16 protein-coding genes are annotated in these 24,948 nt (G+C 54.0%); 5 read left to right on the top strand and 11 right to left on the bottom strand.

Going from position 1 to position 24,948, the window contains the following annotated elements; all coding sequences use genetic code 11:
• Window positions 1-333 precede the first annotated feature (333 nt).
• The 9 genes from B2828_RS09120 to B2828_RS09160 all read right to left on the bottom strand — a co-directional run bounded on the left by B2828_RS09120 (window position 334) and on the right by B2828_RS09160 (window position 11,227).
• Window positions 334-1,059 (bottom strand): hypothetical protein, encoded by a 726-nt coding sequence (locus tag B2828_RS09120; protein ID WP_479633414.1) that lies wholly within the window; start codon window positions 1,057-1,059, stop codon window positions 334-336.
• Complete coding sequence (locus B2828_RS09125) at window positions 1,056-4,958, bottom strand: hypothetical protein (RefSeq protein ID WP_479633415.1); 3,903 nt, start codon at window positions 4,956-4,958, stop codon at window positions 1,056-1,058. The genes B2828_RS09120 and B2828_RS09125 overlap by 4 nt, the downstream gene beginning before the upstream one ends.
• Before the next feature lie 50 nt (window positions 4,959-5,008).
• The gene (locus tag B2828_RS09130) at window positions 5,009-6,082 is read right to left on the bottom strand and encodes a PulJ/GspJ family protein (protein ID WP_479633416.1); all 1,074 of its coding nucleotides are present in this window, start codon (window positions 6,080-6,082) and stop codon (window positions 5,009-5,011) included.
• 19 nt (window positions 6,083-6,101) lie between these two features.
• Window positions 6,102-6,623: a hypothetical protein gene (locus tag B2828_RS09135; RefSeq protein WP_479633417.1), complete on the bottom strand. Its 522-nt coding sequence runs from the start codon at window positions 6,621-6,623 to the stop codon at window positions 6,102-6,104.
• Window positions 6,620-7,372 carry a pilus assembly FimT family protein gene (locus tag B2828_RS09140; protein WP_479633418.1) on the bottom strand — a complete coding sequence of 251 codons (753 nt, stop codon included), beginning with the start codon at window positions 7,370-7,372 and terminating at the stop codon, window positions 6,620-6,622. Before B2828_RS09140 ends, B2828_RS09135 begins: the two co-directional genes overlap by 4 nt.
• 60 nt (window positions 7,373-7,432) lie before the next feature.
• The gene (locus B2828_RS09145) at window positions 7,433-8,650 is read right to left on the bottom strand and encodes a Gfo/Idh/MocA family protein (protein ID WP_479633419.1); all 1,218 of its coding nucleotides are present in this window, start codon (window positions 8,648-8,650) and stop codon (window positions 7,433-7,435) included.
• Between the two features lie 39 nt (window positions 8,651-8,689).
• Window positions 8,690-9,394, bottom strand: a complete 705-nt coding sequence (locus B2828_RS09150) for a rhamnogalacturonan acetylesterase (protein WP_479633420.1) — start codon at window positions 9,392-9,394, stop codon at window positions 8,690-8,692.
• Window positions 9,395-9,411: 17 nt separating this feature from the next.
• Window positions 9,412-10,074 carry a hypothetical protein gene (locus B2828_RS09155; RefSeq protein WP_479633421.1) on the bottom strand — a complete coding sequence of 221 codons (663 nt, stop codon included), beginning with the start codon at window positions 10,072-10,074 and terminating at the stop codon, window positions 9,412-9,414.
• Window positions 10,075-10,234: 160 nt separating this feature from the next.
• Complete coding sequence (locus tag B2828_RS09160; RefSeq protein WP_479633422.1) at window positions 10,235-11,227, bottom strand: LacI family DNA-binding transcriptional regulator; 993 nt, start codon at window positions 11,225-11,227, stop codon at window positions 10,235-10,237.
• A gap of 135 nt (window positions 11,228-11,362) precedes the next feature.
• On the opposite strand from B2828_RS09160, the gene B2828_RS09165 reads away from it, so the two are divergent.
• From B2828_RS09165 to B2828_RS09175, 3 genes are all read left to right on the top strand, one after another.
• A complete protein-coding gene (locus B2828_RS09165) occupies window positions 11,363-14,482 on the top strand; it encodes a beta strand repeat-containing protein (protein WP_479633423.1) in 3,120 nt (1,039 codons plus the stop codon).
• Window positions 14,483-14,566: 84 nt separating this feature from the next.
• On the top strand, window positions 14,567-18,466 hold the full coding sequence (locus B2828_RS09170) for an RIFT barrel domain-containing protein (RefSeq protein ID WP_479633424.1): 3,900 nt from the start codon (window positions 14,567-14,569) through the stop codon (window positions 18,464-18,466).
• A 13-nt stretch (window positions 18,467-18,479) separates the two neighbouring features.
• Entirely contained in the window at window positions 18,480-19,880 is a 1,401-nt protein-coding gene (locus B2828_RS09175) for an MFS transporter (RefSeq protein WP_479633425.1), read from the top strand.
• 63 nt (window positions 19,881-19,943) lie between these two features.
• Here B2828_RS09175 and B2828_RS09180 read toward each other — a convergent pair whose 3' ends face one another.
• Both B2828_RS09180 and B2828_RS09185 read right to left on the bottom strand, forming a co-directional pair.
• Window positions 19,944-20,924, bottom strand: coding sequence for a Gfo/Idh/MocA family protein (locus B2828_RS09180; RefSeq protein WP_479633426.1), 981 nt, complete (start codon window positions 20,922-20,924; stop codon window positions 19,944-19,946).
• Between the two features lie 12 nt (window positions 20,925-20,936).
• On the bottom strand, window positions 20,937-21,953 hold the full coding sequence (locus tag B2828_RS09185) for a zinc-dependent alcohol dehydrogenase (RefSeq protein WP_479633427.1): 1,017 nt from the start codon (window positions 21,951-21,953) through the stop codon (window positions 20,937-20,939).
• 181 nt (window positions 21,954-22,134) lie between these two features.
• On the opposite strand from B2828_RS09185, the gene B2828_RS09190 reads away from it, so the two are divergent.
• Window positions 22,135-22,929, top strand: a complete 795-nt coding sequence (locus tag B2828_RS09190) for a helix-turn-helix domain-containing protein (protein WP_479633428.1) — start codon at window positions 22,135-22,137, stop codon at window positions 22,927-22,929.
• A 57-nt stretch (window positions 22,930-22,986) separates the two neighbouring features.
• Window positions 22,987-24,864 carry a substrate-binding domain-containing protein gene (locus tag B2828_RS09195; RefSeq protein ID WP_479633429.1) on the top strand — a complete coding sequence of 626 codons (1,878 nt, stop codon included), beginning with the start codon at window positions 22,987-22,989 and terminating at the stop codon, window positions 24,862-24,864.
• The last annotated feature ends 84 nt before the right edge of the window (window positions 24,865-24,948 follow it).

Raw genomic sequence — 24,948 nt, forward strand, 5'->3', positions numbered from 1 at the left:
GGGCTTGCTCACGTCGGACGATTCTATTTACCAAGGAACGAAACGGAACAAAATATCGGGAATGTGCTAATAAAAACTCCGGATATGTCCTGAACTATCCTCGCCAACCATACCTCTTCCCACAGCAACTAGGCTGCGCATCTACTTTCTCCAGCCGTGGCACGGAATCGCCAACAAACTTCTGAAGGAAACGATCATCGACAGCTAGGCCATGTGCACCTTCGCAAATATCGAGCAAGGCGTTCTCGATGCCTCGACACTCTTGCCTTTTCGTCATCTGATCGAAACCCACCAGCTCGCGCGAGCCATTCTGGAAACCCCGGCTTGCACAATTTAAAAAGGTTTCTCCGGCATCCGTGCCAGCTTCTCGGTTTGTTCTTTTTTTAAATTGAGCCATTCCTGAATATCTTTGGGAAGCACAAGAGCGGCCGACGGAGGTATTTCAAATTGATAGATACGGGTTATTCCGTCTTTTTGAAGCAAGACAGGCAGACGTGTTTTGGCGTCAATGCACGAAATCATCACGTCTGAATCAGCCGACTGTAAAGGTGAGATGTCCTGGCTGGATGCTGCGCTGCGCGTCCCCGAAATATACACCATGCAGTCCCGTCCGTTAACCGTTCGGTTCCCGGTATAGTTCTTTTCTGCAATCCATTCAAATCCGGGAAAATCTCGGGTTGAAAAGCGGACGGCTTCCTCGGCTTGAGGTGCTTCTCCCTCCGGGAAAATCAAGCGGTGCTTTGTTGACCGGTCGATCAAGAACTCCAGGTTGCCATAATACCAACGCTCGCTCTGGCTACCATCATCCTCGGTGAAGAGTGCTTCGAAAACCGGCCAGGTTTTCGTCACTGTGATATGCTTCGTGTTCGTTGTGCTCGGGCGGTTATTAGGCAAACCGGTAACACTGCGTACAAAGGAAATACTCCATCGGGAAAAATCTGGAGCCCGCCGTTGAATCAAGGGGCTTGACGAAGTCGTTCCCGGAGACTGTGCATTGGCCATTCCGGAAAAAGCTGCCAGTATTACAAAATAGATCTTTATGTAATGGAATGCATTCATTCTCTTACAAGCTCCACGTTTTGATCAATGACCTCTCCAGTGTAGCGGTCGATGGCGATATGAACCCAGTAGCGCCGTTCTCCCTCGACATTGAACTGGGCCAGGTTCCCTGCCCTCGGAGGGTAATGTCCGGTTTGGGCAATGATATCGATCATCAGATTCCAGACCCGGGTGGTTCCGCACCCAGTCAATGCTCTCATGGATGTTTCACGCAGCCTCGATATGCTGTTCATTGACGCGTTCGCGCTCGACAAATCTTCACTGAAGCCGTGATAAGATTGCTGTCCGTTGATGGCTCCATTCGAGTCGGTAATCGCGCCAGTCCAGCGGCCTACCAAATCCGCCATATTGCGCAGCGGACCTTTCTGAACATCGCTGCTCATGGTGCGGCTAACGAGAGCACTGGCGATTGTGTCAGCTTCGCCGCTGGTCAACGCAGCTAATGTCCATGAAGGCTGGGTGGAATAGTGCGTCATTTCGTCTTTGTAAGCTCCAGATAGAATCGCGCTTAAAACCAAGGACTGCCGTGTGTTTAGGTTGACTTTCCCGGCCACTATCGGGTCTTCCGATCCCACACAAAAAACGTCCAGCAGACTTGCAAAGCCGCTCTCTGGGGTGAACATGTCCAAATTTTTCCACGGCGTGCCAGTAAAGACATAGCCCACTTCCGCCACCGAGCGAAAGGGCCGGTTTAGGATCATTGGTCGGCTTTGGCTTTGCACCGTCGGCGTCCCCGTGGTGCCCGTGGCGATCGCCAACGGCTGCCCGGTGGTGATGTTACCTGACATGAAGGCGGCCATGCCCCGTCGCACAACCCCATCGGTATCGGCATAATATTGGGGGCTACTTGCATCATCCATGCTGTTTTGGGCAAATAAGCCTAAATAGAACGGCACCCCGTTTGTCCAATACTGGCCTGCCAATTTGGGATACCATCCGCTAGCGCCTGGCAGCCCATAGGCGGTTCCGTAATTTCCCCCATCTTGAATAAAAGCGCCGCTATCGCTGGCCCAGCGATTCGAATACGTCAACCCTTGGGAGATATTGAGGGGCGCAGGAATGCCTCCATAGGGATAGGGATAGCCCGGAGGCGGAAGGCCGGAGCTTGGACCGTGGCCCTGCATCCCAAACCGGGAGGTTCGCGGATCAATACAGGAAATCCATCCATCCCTTCCAACCAGGGCAAAGTCGGAGTTCCAGCCTGCGCTGCCATCGGCGTTAACGTTGCATTTGATGGCATGGAGATGGCGGCCTGCTTGTGAATACTTTTGATCGTAGGTTACCCAGTTTCCAGCGAGATCCTTGCACTGTACCCGAAAGGTAATGCCGCTGTCCCAATTACTGTTAGCCCAGGCTCCGGTTCCTGACGGCCCCATGTCATCAGCGGAAACAACAGAGCTTGTTGTGGAGCTTTGTTTCCACAGCCAGCGCAACGGTCCCACGGCCATATACATTCCGATATGTGTGTTGTTATCCTGGATGGATTTGATCCCTTCCCCGCTGCCGCTGGCGACCGCCTGGGTGAGCTTGGGAAAAGTGCCGTTGAGTGGAGGGCTGGTGAATTGGCGGATGCTGTGTTTGCTTCCCAGTTTGAGGTTGCTTCCGGTAGGAATGCCTGGGCGAAAAAGCAGCGTCGGTTCCGCAAACAGGCTGGATGTGTTTCCGGTAACGTTGAAATCCATTTCGGTATTATCCGCAGTAAATGAAATGGGATAGATGGCGTAGCCGTTATCAAATGGGACGACGGGGTTGATCAGCGAAAGGAAATCGGTTCGCGAACCTCCGTTACTGCGGGTCAAGATGGATGCCGTGGCATAGGAAGTGGATGAACCGGAAGCCGCAATCTGGTCGGGCGAAGTGCTGTCAGCCACAAAACGGAAATCCGTTGGGGCGAGGCTTGAAGCCGAAGCACGCGGACTGCCCTGGTCATGGGGATTCCAGAGTTCCGGCTGCAACAGATAGGCCATTAATCCGGTTTCGGTCAGTGTGGAATAACCGGTGGGAGCGGTTCCCGTTCCACTGTAATACGGAATGGGATCAGGAAGATGATTCCAGGCTGTTCCGGAAGTTCCCGCGGGAATGGGGGCGATCGCTTGTACGATGGATGGGCGGATCCGATAAAAATAGGGAAGGTTTTCGACGCCAACGATTTCCCTGGTGCCCACCGTTGTGCCATCGTCAAAATAGATGCGTGTCGGGAACCCATCGACGTCGAATTGGTCGATGATATTCGCGGCAATTTGCAGCAGGTGGGCGTCTGTCGATATATCCTGGCGGAATTGATAGTCTTCCCATGCTTGAGCGTTGGCCACACCGCTGGCATTGGGCATGGGGGGGGCGGGCGTGGTATTGTAGCGCGTGGCTCCTTTGCCCAGCGAACCGATGCTGATCGCCGCTTTGAGCAATTCAACGAAATCCGGCTCACGATTTGCCGCAGCCACTTCGGACAAGGTGCTGATGTGTTTGGATGTCAGATGGGTTGAATAGTTCCAGCGATTGTTGGTGGCATCCCAAGAAAGGCCAAAGTAACGCAGCACCGCTTCGTCGGTTCCCTGTTTGAGCCAGGCCGTCGCTTTGGCGCTTTCCCAGCCCAGCGCTTTTGCGGTTTCCTGGAAAACCGTGTCACCAGATGCGAGGCGGGCGCTCGGTCCTTTGCAGGTAATCCATGCGAGGCGGTTTAATGAAAAGCGCTTTTTGACCAGAGGTTCCCCCGCCATGGCGGTGGAGCCGTCGTTTCGGACTACCGAGGAAGTTGCACGCACCGTCAGGAAGGCGGGGTTAACGACCGCATCGCCTCCATAGGAAATGTTTCCGCCATCGCCACCAACGACCTTTGGCGCGGTGGTGTCGATGATGTGCGAGGGAACGTAGGAAGGCTGGTTGATATCGCGCGAGAAGGTGCCGATATACTGCATCGCGTTTTGGAGAGCGGCTTGATCGGTCGAAACGCCGATGGATTGGATGAATTTGAGCAGTTCCTGCCGGCTGCAAAACATCCGGTCCGACTGTTGATTGTAGAGCGCGGCGGTTCCGGTCCGTATAAAAGAGTTCCCTTGTGCGGCGCTGTAGTAGGTGCTTCCGCTCGATGCGGGAATGGTGAAGTTCGGGAAGGTGCCCGATGGTTGCAATAGCGCGTAGTTGCGCCACCCGACGAGGGTGTCGATCTGCGTTTGGGTCAGATGGATTTTAGTAAGATCCGCAAACGAGAGCGCATTTTTGAAATCGGTAAAGCTGCTTGGTGTTGAACCGGGATAGCCCGCAACATTGATATCCAGCAAACCGCCTTCGTCGTAGATGGTGTAGGCATAGCGGCCGATGATATCGGTGCTGGCGGTAAGTACGTTGCTGCCGGATTTGGAGATAAGAATCCAATCTGGCGCATGGAAGTTCCCGTCCGGCGTTAAATTGGAACTGCTGGTGGGGGTTTTCTTGGGAAGCAGAAGTGGCTTGTTCCAGCGGGCCAGCGAGATATAGCGCTGGTTTAGTGCAGGCGTGGTGGAAGAAACGTTTGCCGCCCGGGAGGGAACGGGATACTGGCTCGAGTCGTAATAGGCTCCCGTGTAAAAAGATTGGTTATAGGCGCTCTGTTTGATGAGGTTGGCAAATGTTCCGCAGGTCGGCATACGGAAGGGAACCGCCGTTTGATTGCCGCCGGAGATGCCAAGGGGAGCGTAGATTGCCGTGGTCGAGGCGGTAGTGCTGTTTAGGTGTGTCGAACCGGCCGCCATCTCCTGCTTAAGGTCTCCAACGACGGTATTGATCGCCCCCCAGGCCAGCGTATCCGTTTTTGTAGTGTTGGTGCTGTTGTTAGATATTTGGCGATCGAATACTGCGCGAGAGAAAAAGGCCACCACCAAGCCTGCCAGCAAGACAATGAAGGAGAGGACGATGATCAGCACAGCTCCGCGGTGGCGGGGAGACGGGCCTGGGGAATAAGATGCCAGAATCTTCATGGCGTGCTGAGTTTGAAGTGGCGCTGGTAAATTTGGATGCGCGCCGATACCGACTGGGAAATTCCAGCTTTGCCGGCAAAGTCGGGCTGGTTCAGGATGTTCTGCCACTGGTAGGCCATCAACCGGGGCGGCGAAGCGGCCAGGTCGTCGTTTGATGGATCGGGAAGCGCTTGCGCCGCCAGTGCTAAATCAGCAGCCCGGGTTCGGCTCATTTCATCCAGCACGGCGATGGCAACGACAAGAGACGAAACATCGGCCAGCCCAAGAGGGCTCCACACAGCGGCTCCGCCGTCGGCGTTTTGACAGATGTAGGCCCTTTTCCCGGTCGCGTCGTACCAGCGGGAACCGGAAGAATAGCCTTTGGAAGTATCATCGCTAATATCGGGTGCGGACGATGCGCTCAGATTACTTTTGAACCCTGTGCCGCCCGCGGTAGGAATTTTCGAATAAGTGCCGTTTTTAAGATAATAGCAAAACTCCAGCCGAAAAACACTTTTGCTAAAGGGAGCATAGTCGGCATCGCTGCCATCCAGCACCCTTTGCAATGAGGCGTTCCCAGACAATGTGCTTTGTGGGTCCGGCGCGAATGTGGTGCCGGAAAGCGTCAGGAATATCAGGCCGCTTGACGTTCCCGCGTTGATCCACGTCATGCCTTTGGCCATTCGCTCCAATGTCAGTTTGCTATCGAGGCGGTAGGCAATCAGCGAGGTAGGGCTTTGCAAGGCGGTGCTGCGGGATGAATCGAAGTATCCAGGCACACCACTGTAAAAATAGAGCTGGTCGTTGACACCTCCCAGGTCGCTATCTTGTTTGGAAAAGAAAAAATCGATATCAGCCTGCTTGGGCATCGAAGCTAAATCGTCGGCCAAGCGATCAAAAACCATTCTCGCCTGACTGTCGGCATCCCGGTGCGCGCTGCTGGTGGTGGTTGCCGCCGTCGCCCCATTCATGATGGTGATGACCAGAGAGATCAGCAAAATCAAAACGGTCATTGCCACCATTAGCTCCAGAAGCGAAAATCCTTCGCTCCACAGCCGCTTTTCAGTGATGCCGCTTTTCCGTGAGTTCATTCTGGGGGGGAAAGAGGGGCTAACTGCGATCGAGCGAGATCCATGCCTCGTAGGAACCCGAGTAATTGGAAGGTGCGTTCCCCGCGGCCCCGTCTGCCAATGCGGGCCAGGTGATGAGGATGCGGACGGACGTTGCCGCCCGCTGCCCCGTTGCCGAAGAACCACTACCGGTGAAATAGAGCGTGGCCCGGTAGCGGGGATTCTGTGCCGGGTCGGCGTTGGTATTGAGCGCCCCCGCGGTGCGTCCGTCCTGGCTCAGGAAAAGAGTCTCTGTTCCGCTGCTTGTGGCGGGGACGTTGAAATGAAACTGCGGTGATGTCTGATCGGACGGAGGGTAGGCTTTAGGCGTCGTTCGAAGATCTTCGACAATGCTTGTGGCGATCCAAGCTGCGCCGGTTTGTTCCGCACTAGTCTTCTGGCTTGCCACACCAACGGGGATCAGCCCAAGAAGGTTTACCATGCAGAAGGCGGCGATTCCAAGTGAGAGTGTTACTTCCACAAGCGTGAAAGCGGATAAAAACCGGGGGGCTTTTAATTTCATGGCCTATAAGTTCGGATGCTGCCGGTTAGCCCATCGATTTGGATGGCCGCATGATTTCCGGCACTTTGGTTGGAGGGCGCGGGCGGAACTAAATTTCCATGGGTTGGCTGGAGGCCGATTTCAATTAATTTACTACTGGCACCCCCATTTTGGGAAATGATCTTTGCTTCGCCGGTCGGCAAAAATTCGATGACGGTTGGAAAAGTATAACGCGCAGTTCCGTTCAGTGGATAGGAGAAGGGGGTGAGCGAAAGACAGTTTGCGTTGCCGATTCGCGAGGCCGGGGCGGCGGCAGGCCGTGCCATGGCTCCAGTTGTCGGGGGATTTGAACCGGCATTGAGATCAGCCAGGTGCAGGTTGTCGGTTTGCTGTACCTTGCCGATCATGAAAATGGCTGATCCGCTGAGCGCGCCGGGCGAGGTGCTGTCGTATCCACTGGTGCCGTCGCGGGAGGCGATGGTTACGGCAACGACTCGGCCTCCGGATTGCTCCGATGCCGTGCGCTGGGGCGTCGCCGAAGGGGAAAGGGATGCGTCAAATTCGGCTATTCCGACGAAAACGTGCGTGTTATTGGCCATGGCATAAGCGCGCCCTTGTTCCAGTGCAGCGGCGAGCTTGGCGACCGAGTTGGTAAAGTCGCCGCTTTGCTTTCTGCCGCTTAGGGAGGGCATCAAGAGCATCATGGCGAGGCCGATGATCCCCATCGTCACCAGCAATTCAAGCAACGAAAAACCGTGCGTCAGTTTCAATCTGGCGGGCAGGCTGCAAATTTGTTGCCGGGGGAAAAACGGCATGGCACAAGTTCCACTTCAGGGTTGAGAAATCAAGTTTTGAAGATCGAGCGAAGTCAGTTTTTGAATGGCAACCGTTGGGGTCGTATGAGCCCACGGGACGCCGCATTCAGAAAAAAGAAGGCCTTCGTGATAGGTGCGGTCAATCAAATCAGCCAAGCCTGGCACGTCGTACCCCTGATCGCTATTCTCGTTATAAATTCGAGAGAAGGCCGTATCTACCGTGAAAATTTCTCCCGAGGAAAGCATTGCGCCATTGGTGGCTTTGACGTAGCCGCGGCTGTCCTTCAAGCAGGTCAGCGGGCGGGACGGGCAGCCTTCCATGATGTCAAAAAAGCTTTCGTACGAACGCCGAAACGCGGTTTCGAATGGCTGTTCGCAAAAGAGGGTGCCGAAGCTGCTCTCCATCAGCATGCCATCTTTTGAAATCTCGGCCCAGCCCTTGGTCCCTTTGATCTTGAACCGGAAAGGCCGCAGTTCCTCGGTGGCATGGGTGAGCGCGGCGGTGATATTGATTCCGGAAGGGAACCGGCCACGGAAACAAATCAGGTCATAGCTTTCGATAGGCCGCACGCGATAAAGCTCGGCTTGGATCTCTTCCAGCGCGCCAAATCCCGCCATGGAATCGCCCGCCAGAAACATGGCATTGTGAATCAAATGAGCCAGCGCATTGGTCGCAGGGCCGTCAAAAACGGGATGCTCTCCCACCATCATCTTTCCAACCCATTTGTTGCGGTTGTAATAACTATCCCGCCGGGGCCAGCACGCGCTAATGCGCATTTCCTGGATTTTTCCCAGCTTCCCCTCGATGACCGCTTGCTTGAGCTTCAGGATGATCTCAGAATTGATCATCTGAAAAACCAGGCGCACCCGTTTTTCCTGGTCGATTTTGATGAGCTCTTCCAACTGCTGAATCAACGGCACCGGCGGCTTTTCCAGATAAACGTATAGGCCACGCTCAAGGCATTTGCGCGCCATGTCGGCGTGGAGGAATATGGGCGTGGCAATGACCACGGCATCAAGGTCCTCATTATTGAGCATCGACTCGTAGGCCGGATACCAACGCACACCCGCCACTTTCAAATCCGCAATTTGGTAGGCCAGTTTCTCCGCCATGGGATCCGCAACGGCAGCCAGGTGGAGCCTGCCTTGCGCCTCTAATTGGCGCAAGGTCTGCAAGTGCGAATATCCCATTCCTCCAAGGCCTATCAGCCCAACGGATAAACGATGTTTCATTGTGTACGAAAACCTGGAAAGGCGACGTTCGGGTGGAAATTACTTGGCTTCCTGCTTCAAGCGGGGATCGATTTTCCCGACTTCCTCCGCGACAATTTTTGCCAGGATGCGGGCGCCTTTTTCGGTAAAGTGGGTTCGGTCGGTTTCGGACGCCGTCATGCCATTCACCCCATTGAACCCCAGCGGTTCAAAGGCTTGGGTGCTCTGTTCATAGAGGTCGATCACCGGCACGTTGGTTTCATGGGCAACGTGTTTCATGGCGTCGGCATACGGTTTGAGTTCCTCTGACAGCTTCCCGCCGCTTGTGAATACCAGGCGGTGCATCGGAGTGACAAGGATGGGCTTCGCTCCCGCCTGACGAGCTTCGGCCACGTAACGGCGGAGGTTATCCTGGTAATCGGTCGCGGCATCGGTGGATTCAGGCTGGTCTTTGGGGTGCGAATCGTTATGCCCGAACTGAATGAGGATATAATCCGGCTTGAGCTTGGTCGCCTTTAGCCAATACCGTGTTTCAAAATAGGTTTTGGTGCTCCGACCACACTCCGCGAGGTTGATGATTGTTACCGAGGGGGCCAGGTATTCTCCCAGCATTTGGCCCCAGCCCCGTTTGATGTCCTCCTTGGGATAATCTGCTACGGTGGAATCTCCCACGGTAACAATGGTTAGCGGAGCGTCGCCGGCAGAGGCACTCGCGATCAATGCGGCGGCGATGGCAATCCCCAGAACGAGAAATTTGTATTTCATGTGAGGAAATCCAACGATTACAGGACGGTGGCTTGTTTGCCTGGCGCCAGGGGAAGGACTTCAACTGTGCCGCGCGGTACGGCAAAGCGGGCTCGGTCCGTCATATTGCTTGCCGGAGGTTGATTCCGCTGGGATAGAACCCAACCGTACAGAGGGATGGTTGAGCCGGACTCAGGGAGCGGCGTCTCGATGGTGATGTAGAGAAGCTTTCCATCGTATACAGCTTGGGCGACGGTGTTCCCCGGGGTTAACGCGGGGTTGTATCGATTAACAAATGTATTCGTGCCGGAAACGATGGTCAAAAGGTCAACTCCTTTTGCCGTTTCATCTTTACGGCCGGTTTCTGCGTTGTTGTCAGTGTCCAGATATAAGAGATTGGAGGCCGCCGGTTCGCCTTTAAAGGGAATCTGGTCAAACTCCAACCGCACCAGCAGGCGATTACCTCCCACGTGTTTGACTTCCAGCTTCCGTACGATTGACGGCTTGGTTTCGGCTTGCTCCTCGGTCTGAACCGGCGCCTTGTTGGTGAAAACTGGGGTAAAGTTTTCAAGGATCGCAGGAGTGTTGGGCAGGTCTAGCGCTTTGAGGATTTTTTCCGGCTCCGCTCCGTTTGCGGTGAAAAGGGAGCTAAACGCGAGGGCTGCACAGGCGATGTGGCGATAGTATGGAGGGATTTTCATAGGATTGAAACGTAGCGTTATAACTAACGATACATGACCGATATTTCAACACATTTTTCGCAAAAAAGTTTTACCAGGATGAGCCATCTCAAGCTTTCGAGACAAAAAAGAAGCCCGTCCATGTGGGAACGGGCTTCTGTAAAACTGCTTGGCGATGGGTTTAGCGAGGCATTGGGCGGCTGGTTGATTTACGCATAATAATTTTGCCCGGGACCACAAGTCTGAACCGTCTTTCCAGTAATTCAGGGGCGTGGACAGCAATGTTGACCGCCATGTTTCCAAGCTGTGCCCAGTCCGGCGAGTAGGTGGTCAATTGCGCCTCGTCGGAGACGTCCAGATTGTCGAATCCAGTAATGCTGATATCCAAGGGAACTTTGATCCCGGCTTGCGCCAAGGCTTCCTTTAAGGCGATGGCATCGGAATCGCAGGCGCACACGAGAGCAGTCCATTTTCGGATCTCCGGGATGGCGCTGATGAGTTCTTTATCGGATTTGAAAAACATTATTTTGGGGTCGAGGCAGCTTTGCTCCATAGCCAAAATGTAGCCTTCAGAACGGGCACGGAATAACTCGGTAAAAGAGCTTTCGTCCTTGCCAACAAACAGAATGTCACGATGCCCCATGGCAATTAAATGCTGGGTGGTGAGACGAGCCCCCTCCTGGTTGTCCGCGGTGATGGAGGGGAGTTCCGCGCCAGCGGTAAAGCTACTGATCGCTAGGGTTGGGATGTCCCGGTAGAGCTGCGAATCTTCCACCGTGTAGCGACCCATAAGGAATACAGCATCCACGGTTTTATTTCTGATCGCCACGGGGACGTCGCCTGATTTGGGGAACTGGAGCACCATTTCCACTTGCTGCTTTTGACATTGCTCCTCAATGGCGAAGAAAAGCTGACGGCGCACCCCCGACTCAAACCCATTACTGGATTCGGAATCTTCGTAGAGGAACAGACCGACGCGTTTGATGGCGGCCTTTTCTGTTTGCTGCGGAATCTTGTCATAGCCGAGGTCAATGGCCCGAGAGACGATACGGCTTTTGGTTTCCTCGGAGAGATCGGGGTGATTCCTGAGGGCACGGGAGACGGTCATCACGGAAACCCCGAGGTCTTCGGCGATGGCTTTTTGGGTTGCCTTGCTGGAGCGGCGTAACTTCATTGGATCAATTAACACTACTTTTTAAGTTTTTAACACACAAATTAACGAAATTTCTTGACGATTTGGAGTCGAATCTGGGATTTTAGCGCTATGAACTCGCCCCTGAAACCGAGTCAAAAATCAAATTCAATCCCCATGAACTCTCAAAAAAACCCTGTTTTTGATGCAAAGTCTCTTCACGTCGCAGCTATTGCGGTTTCGTTATCGTTAATTTCTGCAATTCCCGCAAGTGCAATTTCTACAACCTGGACAGGCTCAACCAGCACGGATTTCCAAAACTCAGGCAACTGGGGTGGAACCGCTCCAACCGATGACCTGACCTCCTCGACGGCTGTATTTATCAACACCCCCACGACGAATCAGCCGACCCTAACGGGGTCACGCTCCATTGCGGGGCTGGATTTCGAGTCCACTGGGTGGACGCTTGGGGGCTCCACCTATCAGCTGACGATTGGCTCTGGCGGCATCGTGACGGGGGCGGCCACCGGAACCAATACGATTACCGCCAATCTCGGCCTGGGTGCAGCCCAAACCTGGAGCACCCGCAATAACGCGCTGGTGGTGAACGGAGCGGTAAGCGGAACCGGAGCCTTGACCATCGGAGGAACTGGATCGGTGACCTTCAGCGGCGCCAACACCTTCAGCGGAGGGGCGACAATTACATCGGGTACGGTGTTTACCAATAATACCACCGCCTTGGGTTCAGGGGCTGTTTCCGTTGCGGCAACCAGCGGGACAGCGTTCCTCCAGTTGAGCAAGAACCTGACGGTGTCCAACGGATTGACCGTCGGAGGGACGACAGGCGCTACGGGCATTGTGGACACCTGGGTTTATATGCTCACGGCAGGCACCACCACCCTCAATTCCGGGGGCGTCCTGCAATTATCAGGGACTGGCTATAATACCTCCGTTAATGGGAAGGTGGTCGTCAATAATGGCGGCACCATCAGATCATGGCTTGACAGCGCTTACTCGAACACAATTCAGGGCGACGTGACTTTGAATAGCGGCGCTGTTCTTACCACCAACTCCAATAGCACTTATACCTTCGGTTATAGCGGGCGTATCGCGATTGCGGGCAACCTAGTCGCAAATGCGGGTAGCACCATCGCTGATAACCCGATTGGCTTCATCTCCGTGGGCGGAACGAGTGTGGTGATTAATTCCGGTGTGACATGGGTCGGCTCGACTTCCGGCGCGTCGAATTCATTTGGGACGGCAACGCTGGTTCTGAGTCGCGGGAATGGGACCACCACGCTCTCATCCGCATCGGTCTTGGATCAGGTCTGGGTTCGCGACCAGGATAAGAACGCTGTAGGTACCAATTACACGGCGGTTATTTCGTCCAGTCTTTCCGGCCAGAACATCGGCCAGATTATGGCCAGCAATGTCGACGGTACCAACGCGGCTCCAGGCTCGGCCGCGGTTTTGACCGTTCGAATGGGGAGCAACCTGAGCGTAATTAATGGAAAAGGGATCTTGAGTTCGAGTGCGGCTGCTTCCACCAAACCGGTGACGTTCGATTTGAACGGTTACGTCTACGATGCCAGTGCTGCGGCCGGCTCAGGGATATGGGCGCCCAATCAAGTCGGTACTCAAGCCACCAACTCATGGACCGTGGCCTCCAGCAGTGGAACGGGAACATTCCGCGCCGGATCTTTTGATCTGAGCGGCAGCAACACCGATGTCACCATTGGATCCAATGTCATATTGGACGCGGTATTGGCGGGTGGCACCACTGATCTTGGACTGAAGGCAGGCGGCTCCGGAACCGCTGCGATTGATGCCACTTCAACCTTCTCCTTTGCAGTTGCTGGCAGCCATACTTTACGTGTCTCTGGCACTTATGCCAACGGCTCGGTCCGGCCTATCGGAAATCTGCTGGTGGGCAGCGGATCAAGCGCGTCGACGCTGATCCTGGGGTCGGCTGTCACCACTGGCAGCGGCAGCACCGTCACAGTGAACAAAAATAGCACATTGGCCCTTGGAGCCAATAACCTGAACACCAACGGCACGCTATTCCTTGACGGCGGCGCGGTGACGGCAAGCACCGGTTTCCTCAACGCTGGCGGAGATATCACGGTATCGGGCACGAACAATTCGTCCATCGGTTCTGCCGTTGCCCTGGGCAGCGCCACCAACCGAAACGTCACGGTCAGCAACACCTCAACTTCGCTAACAATTTCCGGCGGAATCAGTGGAAACGGAGCCCAACTCACGAAACTGGGGGTTGGGTCGCTGATCCTCTCCGGCAGCAATACCTATAGTGGGGCGACTACCGTCAGAGCCGGAAATCTGGATATCGAGGGCCGCCTGGTCAATAGTGCGGTCACCGTGAATAGCGGAGCCAAACTTTCAGGCATTGGCGTGATTGATTCCACGGTGACCAACTCGGGAACCATTAGTGGAAACCTTACGCTTAACAACGACGTGACGATCAATGCGGGAGCCACGGCAGCGGCTGGCGCCTTCAATGGCAACATTGTCAACAACGGCACCATTACCAGTGCCGTCAATGTCCAGTCTACCAGGACACTGAGCGGCACTGGCTCCGTGACCGGAGCGGTGACGGTCAAATCTGGCGGCACGACCAGCGCAGGCAACGGCAATAGCACGGGCAAGCTAACCCTGGACCTCTCCTACGATTCGGGGGCAACGGCCAACTTCAACGTTTCGACCACCTCCGGCGGGAACAGCCCGGTTGCGACGAAATCCAGCCTGGCTTACTCGCAGATTGTCGTCTCGGGATCGGTCGGCGTGGACAGCTTGCAGATCGGCTCGGCGAGCCAGACGCTGACCAATGGCGCAAGCAACTCCGGGGTGACATTAGCACTTTCCATGTCGGCGGCGGACTTCGCCACGCTGGTGGCCAATGCGACCAACAGCTATCTCGGCGGCGGCGCCAATAGCACGGAGGCCAACTACTTTGTCTTTGACCTTGCCGACGGGCTCACCTCTTCCGGTCGTTTCGAGACACTGACACTTGATATCGGAGGAACAAAGTATTCCAGCACGATCTACTATTCGGGTGCCAATGATCGCTTCAACGGAGTTGCAAACCTCGGTGATGTGATCGTGAACGGGCAGGAATTCGCAATCAGCTACACCGGCGATGTGGCCTTGAATTCGACGATCGGTGGCAACGATATTGTGCTGACTGCGGTACCTGAACCCTCCGTCTGGGGGATCGTGCTTGCAGGAATGGGGACCTTGTTGGGGGTCAAACGGCTGGGCCGCCAGAAACGCCTGCAATAAAAAAAAATTCAATTAAAGAGGGTACGGCGTGAAACTGGGGTGTTTACGCCGTATCCTTTTTTTCTTCAAAAAATTCTGTATCGTATGCGCATTCCCTCCTGCCTTTGGCCTGCTTTCTTGGCTTCGTCTATTCTGCTTCACTCAGCTACCGCAGTCCCCACTGCAAAGACGCTCCATCAACTGTGCCTGCCTGATGACCAGGCCATCTTTGAAAAACTGCAGCCTGTTTTCAAATCCACCGGACGCGAACAAACGGCTTCTGAAGCGGAAAGCGGCGCGGCAGCGGTTCGGGAACTCAGCCTGGAGCATGTGGGCGGAAACCGGCTTCTGGCGCGGGTGACGTTCGACCAAGTCCCGCAGCAGGACGGGGCAAAATTCATCCTTTACCTCGATGCGGATGACAATGCGGAAACGGGGCGTTCTGACGCGACTCACAAGGGGGCCGATCTCATGGTTGCGATCGCGGGCAAGCAAGCGTCGGTGATTTGTCAGAACGATGGGTTCAGCAAAAATCCAACGCCTCAAGCGATTGTGAGTTGGGCGGATCATGAACTGTGGATCGCGCTCGACATGGCATTACCAAAGAGCGACCGCTACCCCATGCGCGCATGGATCCTTTCTCAGCGGCGCAATGCCGCGTTGTCTACACCACAAAATGCTCACGTCGAGTTGCAGCCGGGGCAATTCAAAATTGATAAAGATTTCTCCGATGTGGGTTATCGCTACAAAAACAATCTCGTAAAATACGAGGACCTCGACAACAAAGGATTGACGTATGCCGACGTGGTTCCCGCGGTCCCATCCTGGCGTCCCCGGCCAGTTCCGGTTCCTTCGTTCAACGTCCCGCCGAAATCGTCCATAGCAAAAAAACAGGGCGCCGTGGAAAGGCAACAAATTCGTGCTAATCTCCGGGAGGAAGCGGGGATTGCTCGTTCCAGCGCTCAAATTCAATTTGGCGTACCGTTCCCGGAGAAAGCTATTTTTGATGCGCAGCATATCCGTGTGCTCGACGCCCAGTCACAGGAAATTCCGTCACAAATTACTCCCACGGTGCGGTGGCCCGACGACAGCCTAAAATGGGTATTGATCCAGGTCCAGAAACCGATGGAAGCCAAGGCGGACTCCGACTTGATTGTGGAATTCGGCTCGAAAATCAAAGCTTCATCTCCTCAGCACAAACTCGACATCCAGCAAAAAGCGGGTGAGATCACCATCTGCACCGGCCCTCTCAAGGCGGTGATCGATACCAAAAAATTCAACGGTTTGCGGGACGTTTCACTTCTTGATAACAGCGGTAAATTCAGACCCGTCGCGGCCTCTGCCCCTGAAGGAATCAGCCTGCGTGATGGAGATGGAAAACTATTCGACACGGCGGCGCTTCCGCCAGACCGTGTGCTGCTTGAAGAGAATGGCCCCAGAAAGGTCGTCGTGCGAGTCGAGGGCCATTACGGCAATGCGGAAGGGAAAACCTACATGCGTTTTGTCACTCGGCTGACGTTCTTGGTGGATTCTGCCGTGGTAACCGTTGCACATACCCACTTTGACAGCTATTTGGCCACTGAATTCACGGAGCTTTCCTCGTTGACTTTTCCGTTGCGCTTGAAGGGAGGAATCACTTCAGCGGAACTCATGAGCGGAGACCATCAGACGCTCATCAAGGGGTCCCGACTGGCCGTGTTCCAAAGCGATGAAAACCACGCCGAAACAGTCGTGGACAACCAATCCCGGCAGGATGCCGGACGCTGCCCTGGTTCCATCGCTTTGCATGGCGCGTCGAGTTCGATCACTGCCACGGTGCATGATTTCTGGCAGCGATGGCCGAAGGGGATTTCCACCGATGCCACCGAAGTCCGCTTCGACCTTTTGCCTGCTCTTCCTTCAGCTCAGTACGGCACCGATCTTCCCTACCAATTGATGTTCCCGTTCGTGCAAGGGAAATACCGGATGAAGTGGGGAATGTCGTTCACCGAGCGCATCAGTCTTGATTTTTCTGGGAAATATTCCCCGGCGGAATTGGCAGCGGAAGCGAATCTACCCGTGGTTGCGGTGCTCCCCGCAGATTGGTATGCGACCAGCAAGGGACTGGGAGAAATGCCACGTCCGATGGGCGGACAATTTTCAAAATGGGACGACTTTGTTGATTCAGACTTCAAAGCTTCCGAAGCTTGCCGCGAAAGCGCTCGCGAATATGGCTTTCTCAATTACGGCGACTGGTTCGGAGAGCGCATCCGAAACTGGGGGAACAATGAGTATGACCGCGCCCACGGGCTTTTGCTACAATTCGCACGTACGGGCAACCGCGATTATTACCGAACGGCCATCGCGGCAACCCGGCACCAAGCGGACGTTGATATCGTCCATGACTATCCCGACCCCTACTATCTTGGCGCCAACCATCAGCATTCCATCGGCCACACCGGAACTTGGGAAGGCCCGGAACTTCCTAAACAGGCCACGTGGAGCCACAAGTATGACGATCATACCGACGCTCAAAACGGCCACACATGGTCGGCGGGAATGTGCAATGCTTGGTTTATGTCAGGCGACGCGCGGGTGATGGATGGTGCGCTGGAGGAGGCCGAACATATCACGTGGTCCATGGCTCCGATTTTCAATCACCTCGGTACACACGAGCGTTCGGCAGGATGGTCGTTACGGGCGATCATGCCGCTCTACCGGGCGACGTACGATCCCGCCTACCTTCAGGCCGCAAAAAAAATTGCCGACGTTGCGGTCAAGGCAAAACATCCGAAGGATGCCCCCTTGCCATTGTGGACTCATGAGCTGCCTCTCGACCACTCCGGGTGGAAAAAGGGCATTATGGGCAATAACTGTTTCATCATGGGGATCTTCTTGAGCGGCATGAAAGACTATGTCGAGGAGACCGGTGACGCCGCAGCTTCTGCCGCGCTGGATGAGGGCACTCAATGGCTAATCAAATCCTTCTCGCCTGAAACCCAGGCATGGCCCTACTCGGCATCCCCAGAAGGCAAGCAAATCTATGATCTGGACGGCGCGAAACTTTCGACGCTCAACCCGCTGATTATCGCGCCAGTCGCCTACTATGGGCTGACCCATGATGATTCCCACGCCATGGAGATCGTTAATGAAGCGATGCAGTCGCTCCTCTACTTCGGCGGCCCGAATGGAGACGGGAAGTCATTGGGGCAGATGATGTTCTTTACTAATGAAGCGCTGGCTTTGTTGCAAAGCTACTACCTCAAGCACGACCCGGCCATCGGCAGCAAGCTGTTGGGAAATTCTCCCGCTGCGATTACGGAAGTTTTGTTTGCTAAAGCCCGGGACGCCAAGGCGCAGACTGTCCGTGGGGGAGATCTCAAAGAATTCATGGTGCGCTTAACATCGCCCGAAGCTGATCTGGCCATCGTTCGCAAACCGGTGGGCGCGCTGCCCAAACGGGCCGAGACTGCCAGCGTCAAAGTGAGCAATTCACGAGGGGAGGTCATCTTCAGTGAAACATGCAGCACGGATAAACCTGCGGAGTTTCATCTAAAACTCAGCGGCGGCAATGGCGAAATATTCAAAGTCGAAATCAACGATGATCTGCGCGGAGCCTGGAGTGTATCCAGTCCGAATGCGCAAAGCATGATGCATCTACTTTCCGGCTTCAGGCTCGCCGGTGTACAATGTGCCCGCTACAGCTTTTTCGTTCCTCTTAACTCGGCTGCGTTCAGTTTTCAAGTTGCCGGCGTGCATGAAGGCGGATTTGGGGTCGCTGTTGTCAGCCCGGAGGACAAAGTAGTGGATTCCAAAATTGGAATAAATAAGGCTGGTTCGAAAGTCATGGAGAATACGGCCACGTCTGAAATGCTGGAAGTCCGCCCCCGCCCGGAAGACACCGGAAAGCCATGGCATGTCATTTTATGGGCAGTCGGTGACGAAGGGGTCGAATTGAAAGGCATTCCTCCGTATATTGCCCTATCGGAAGATCAGCTATTCACGCCTGCAGTTCTGAAACCATAGCCTTGTCCCCCCAATGAACAGCGAATTAAAATCAACAACCGATTTGGTGCGTGCAGAAGGACCCGCACAAAAGAAATGGACTGCAGGGACGCTCACCTATACCACTACTGGATTAGTCGTCCTTTTTGCATGGCTACTATGGGGAGACTTTGCATGGTCGATGAGGGAGCGCTCCATTTGGTCCGTCACACTTCTCTTGTTCAAAAAGTTCGAGGTCTCGGACACACTGACTGGGATACTAACTTCCTCCGTTCCGTGCATTTTGGGATTGTTGATTAGTCCGATAATCAGCTATCGGTCTGACCGCCACCGCGGGCGCTGGGGACGGCGAATTCCTTTTTTGATGGTTTCCACACCGATGGTCGTCATTTCGCTGATTGGGCTGGCATTCAGCCCGGGCGCAGGCACTTGGATTCACCATAATCTCGGAGGTCACTCGCCGGGGCTGAATTTCACGGTGATTGTCATCATGGGCCTCTCGTGGACGATGTTTGAATTTGCCTGCATTATCACTAATTGTATTTTTGGCGGGCTGGTTAACGACGTGGTTCCCCAATCCGTGATGGGAAGGTTTTATGGACTATTCCGGATTTTAAGCCTTTGCTCTGGGATTATCTTCAATTACTGGTTGCTTGCAAAATCGGAAACCCATTTCGTCATCATATTGCTAGGCATCGCCGCTTTCTACGGCATTGGGTTTACCCTCATGTGCGTTAAAGTGAAGGAAGGTCAATATCCCCCGGTAACTGAACCGGTAAATCTTCCCGCTCCCAATGGAAGCTTTGTCAGAGCGGCTAAGAGCTATTTCAAAAGTTGCTTTGGCAATCGCTATTACCTCTGGTATTTCGCCATGGTTACGGCGTCCTCTCTCTCCTGCGGCCCGGTGAATACCTATAGCATATACTACGCCAAGAGTATCGGTATGAGTATGGCGTTATTTGGAAAGTGCCTGGCGATTACCTACACTATTTCAATGATCCTTGCCTATCCCATCGGGGCTTTCGTAGACCGTTTCCATCCGTTGAGGGTATGCACCATCACCCTTGGCTTATATGGAGCGTGTGTGCTTTGGGCGGGATTTTACGCAAGAGACATCGAAACTTTCAAAGTCGCCATTATTGCCCATGGAGTCATTTCGGGGATCTACTTTACCGCGTCGGCCTCCTTGGGGCAGAGGCTTCTGTCGCGAGAGCGATTCACCGAACTCGGTTCGGCCTGCGGAATTATCATGACCATTACCACGATGACCGTCACACCGTTTATGGGATACATCCTCGATCTTAGCGGACATCTGTATCACTATACCTTTTTTGCGGCCGCGTTGATTACGGCGCTTGCGGTGGTGTTATGCCTAATTATGGACCGGAAATTCGTTGCCTTGGGTGGTCCTAAAAACTATGTGGCCCCGGAATAAAGAAACCCCGGAGCAAGCTCCGGGGATCCAATGCGAGCCAATCGAGCGTTAACTGTCTGATACCTACACGCAATCGCTTGCGTAGGCTGAGTAAATCAGCTTTAGGGTATTCCTAGAGTCCTCAAGCGTGGATGCGGGCGCCGAACCGTTCCGGATGGCGTCGACAAAAGCACGGGCTTGGCGTGCAAAGGAGTTGCCGTATTGAACATCCTCATCAATCTTTTGGCCGTTGAGGTACAAGGCATCGGAAATGACAAGACAGCCTTTGTCTCCCAGGATCCGGATGCCGCTAATGCCATGGTCAATTCCCGAAGCCCACGATTGCATGATGCTCGCAGTTGAGCCATCCTTGAATTTAACAAGTACGTGGGCGGTGTCTTCGCATTCCATATTCTGGAGCGCCATTTTTGAACAAAAGGCGTGCAGCGCCACGGGCGTTCCCAATAGATAAAGGAGCTGATAAACCAAGTGATGCCCGCTGTCCATTAATGCGCCGCCGTTGGAGAGAGCTTTCCTGGACCGCCATCCGTGAGCGTGCGCCTCGCTAATATTGTGGCTCGATACGAAGGTGGAATAGATAATTTTTCCAAGGGCACCGCTTTCGATGATCGACTTGGCTTTTTGAACGGCGTTGCGATAAACAAAATTGTGGGCGGGGAATACGATTTTCCCGCAGGCTTTACCGGCCTCAGCGATTTGGTCGAGATCTTCGAGGCTTGTTACGACCGGTTTCTCAACCAGCAGATGCTTTCCAGCTTTCAAACCGGCAATAATCTGACTGAAGTGGCAAGGATTGATGCTGCCGATGATCAGGGCGTCGAGGCTTTGATCCGCAAGCATGGCATCGTAGCTCTCATAGGCAGTGATGCCCCATTCTTCGCATTTCTTGTGAAGGTTGGCCCGGCCGGCCGCCGTTTGCTGAGCATTTCCGTGGGGTTCATGGCAGAGGGCTGCAAACTCGGCATCGGGCAGGGACGCAAACGCGTCATGGTGCCAGTCCGCAATGAAGCCAGTGCCGATCATTCCGACTTTGATAGGTTTCATGTTTTGTAAAAATTAGGCGTTCCAGTTAAGAACGACGCCGATGAATTCATCCGGCTTGTGCTTCAGCCCATCGTAAGCTTCAGGCGCTTTTTCAGGCGCGATTTCATGTGTGAAAAGAGGGCTGATGTTCAGTTTACCTTCGAGGATCAGGTTCATCACGATTTCAGAATTCCGTTCAATGGAGTGCTTTACAAACTCATCCTTGAAGGTCGGATAGCGCCATTCAAGTGCGCCTTTGAAGTTCGTAAATCCCGGCAGATGGATGCGGTTAAAAATCTGCGTGGCATTGGTGACATACTCCGCGCGCGGGCTCCCCAAAAGGATTGCTTCGCCATAGGGCGCGACTAGTTCAACGGCATCCACAATTACTGCGGAGAGGCCTGTAGCATCGATCAGGGTTGAAACTCCTTGATGGCCGGCTAGTTTCCTTATCTCTTCCTTCCAACCGGGAGCGCTAGAATTGACGGTATGACCGATTCCGCAAGCTTCCGCCTGGGCGCAACGCTTGGCATTGACATCGACACCAATCACATTGGCTCCTTGCAACTGCGCAAGCTGGGCGGCGAAGTTACCGATAATCCCAAGACCCACCACCACTACCCAGTCTCCAAGTTCGATGTTGGACACCCTGATGGAGGTGAAGGGAATGGTCGCTAAACGCGTAAACGGCACAAGATTCAAGGGCAGTGCCGAGGGAACCTTGAGGCACATCCCGCTGTAGCGATCCGTAGTGTCGATGCTGTAGTATTCGGCATGGGGACCGTAGGTAAAAACCTTGTCTCCCGGAGCAACCTTGGTGATGGCTGAACCGGCTTTAATTATTTTGCCAACGCCCACATAGCCGGGCGTATTCGGAAGCGTAAACCAGCTTTCCCGTCCCGATAGACAGGCCAGCTCGGTTCCCGGGCTGATGGCTGAGTAAAGGTTTTGAACTAATACTTGGTGTGGTTCCAAATCCTTTTCGACGAATGGTATGGATTGAACCTCCACCTGATAAGGAGCTGTGAAGACAACTTTGCGATATTTCATGATAATGCGGGGGAATGGTGATTTTTAGACGTTAGCTGATCCATGCCTCCATGTCGTTGGATGCGCTTAGCAAGATTTGTCCAAAATTATCTTTTCCTGTTCGGCCGGATTCAAAAAAGGGAGCTTGGCGCGTTGTTTTTAACCTGACATCGGCCCTTGTTTAACCTAAAGGAAGGGGTCGATGATCAATGGCATTGTTTCGCTCCGCCGCATTCCAAAAGTCGTTCGAGTCGCGGTGAACCAAGGCCCGACGGTATCCGGTTCATTTATTGACCCAGAATGGCTCTTCCACTATATCGAGGCCGGGCAATGGTCCTTCGAACTGGAAGCTCACCGTTACGAAATCGGGCCCGGGGATATTGTCCTCATTCCGCCGCGGCTATTGCATGTGGTGCGTCCGATCCGGGGGCGCAGGCGAATTCAATGGGTCATTCATTTCGATTTGCTGGACGGCCCGCTCCCCATGAGGGCCGCTCCTTACGTGGTTTCCACCAAAACCGAAGAACGCGAAAATATACGCCTTCTCTTCGGCTTGCTCTGGGGGAAGAAGCCCAGGCCTGATGTCTATTTTGGCGGAATCACGGCTTCTCTCCTCGGAATTTACGCAAGTGGTGCAGTTCAAGCCAAAGAACCACAGCCGCGAGCCATGCCAAACTGGGGTGCGTTGGAGCGCGCTGTATGTTTTGTCCAGGAACATTACGCAACGAAAGGCTTGCAACTCGCCGTGATCAGCCGTGCCGCCGGGCTCTCGCCACAGTACCTTTGCCGGGTTTTTAAGCAATGCTTTGGGATTTCCACAATGCACTACGTTACAGCCTACCGAGTACAAAAAGCCGAGGGGTTGCTTCTTAATTCCACATCGAGCTGCTCCGAGATCGCGGAAGCCATCGGTTTTGAAAGCGTCCATACTTTGAGCCGCATTTTCCGGAAAATCCGTGGTGTTTCTCCAATGCGCTATAGGCAAACCTACAAGTAACTATTGGAATAAAGTTTCCCATTGCAAATAGGTGGCGGGGTGTTTAAACAAATCTGCATGCCCCTGGTAACCCTCGTTAGTGAAGCCGATACCCTGCTTCGGAAGTGGCTCGATGCAAGCGATATCCGCAATGGTGGGCGCCTGCCTTCGGAACGGGAGCTGGCCAAGCTGCTGGACGTGCGGCACTATGCATTAAACCGCGCCATGGCCCGCTTGATTACTGAGGGAGTGGTCTCCCGCGATGGATATAAACTATACCGCAATGCGCCGCGTGCATCGACGGCCTCCTTTTCCTGCGAACTCGTCGTATACCGCCGTTCCGTTCATTTAAGAAGTTTTCGAAAAGTAGCGAGGGAATTAGGCATCGATTTGCGGATCCATTGCTATAGCAACCTTGAGGAGGCGGTCTCCTTTATGTTGCAACTTGAAGCGGATAAAGTGGACTCCATCGTCCTCGACCCCCCGCTTTTCGGATTTTCCACTTTGGGCAAAGTCGCAGAATCGCTCATGAAAGAAGGGGTGCCGATTGTCTGTTCGGATAATTATCTGCGCGAAATCTCCTCGGTATTTGGGGACCTCCCCCGGGCTCTCGAGCTTTGTATCAACCATTTGGTGGAGCTTGGCCATCAGGAAATAGCCTTCATGGGGCTAAATGCGGTCTCGCCGACCTCGGCCGAGATTTTTCAAACATGGAAATCCGCCTGCACCCATCATGGCATGCAGTCCTCTATCGAAAGAGTCCACATTCCTAGCAAATACCTTTACCTGCGTGAGGAAATCGCGGACTTGGCAGACCGTTGTGCCAAAGAGTGGCGCAACGTGACGGCTTTGATTGCCTATAACGAGCCGAACTCAACCGTGCCCTGCCTGATGGAGTTTCTCGCCAAACGCAAAATCAATGTCCCCAAGGATCTCTCCATCATCAGCTTATCTGACTCAAGTGTTCTTTCGACGTTAACCCCACCGGTTAGCGCGGCATCCTTTGACATTGGGATGATTCACGAAATGGGGTTTCGCGTCGCACAGCGGCTTGCCCGGCGACAGCGAGAGATGGGAATCTATTCCAAAAGTCATATTCGGATACAACCGAGCCTGATCCAGCGCGGGTCCACAATTCCAAACCCGAGGGCGATCGGAGATCATTATACCCAGCCAATGCGCTCGGAGCATCCGCTGAATTTCTCTGAAATCGGGCGGCAACGTGCGGAAATCGAAAAAGCCTATCAATCGGACATCAAGCGACCCTATTCACTAGTCAAATTTCTAGATAGTTCGCGCTTTGAACAGGTGAACCTCCAAGAGTTCGTTAACCGCCCTCTTAACTATCAACGGGGATGGCTTGGGGACCGCCCCTTAAAGCATCTCGATCCGGGGCAATACACCATTCACGGGGTTCCATTCAACGTGCTTGGGGGGCCGCACCGATCGGACTGCGGCGTCATTGTTTTCAACTCCATTGTTAACACGAAAGGAAAATCGAAGGACCTTCCGGTACGGCTGCGCATTCCGATCCATAAGAAAGCCAAAGCAGTCTATTTTCTCCATGGATGCGGGTTTACCAGATTTATGCAATGCTTCGCCCATTACCGGCTTTTTTCCGGAGCGAAAAAGATCGGAGAGATCCCGCTGGTGCCTCTTGGGTTGCCTCCTGCCGATTTTGATCCGGGCGCCCATGCTGCGGAATTTTCAAGGGTTAACATCCAGGATTGGTGGACGGATCTCCCTCATATGCATTTCGAACATGCCATGATGGCTCCAATTTCAGAAGGAGGTGTCTCCGATGGTACTGGGCCGCAATGGTACGCGTTCCTATACACGCTCGAGTGGATTAACCCGACGCCCACTAAAGTCATCGACTTTTTGGAAATCGAGGTCTCCCCATCCATGTCGACGACGCTCGGCGTATTGGGTCTTACCATATTAAAGCCGACATAACTGGTGGCTGGAGGATTGCTTTGAATCGGTTATTTCATGGCCGTTTTTTGAATTATAGGTAATGCCCACTTGCCGAAGGATGAC

The organism is Spartobacteria bacterium UBA695 (assembly GCA_002298145.1).
Classification (GTDB): Bacteria; Verrucomicrobiota; Verrucomicrobiia; order Chthoniobacterales; family Chthoniobacteraceae; genus UBA695.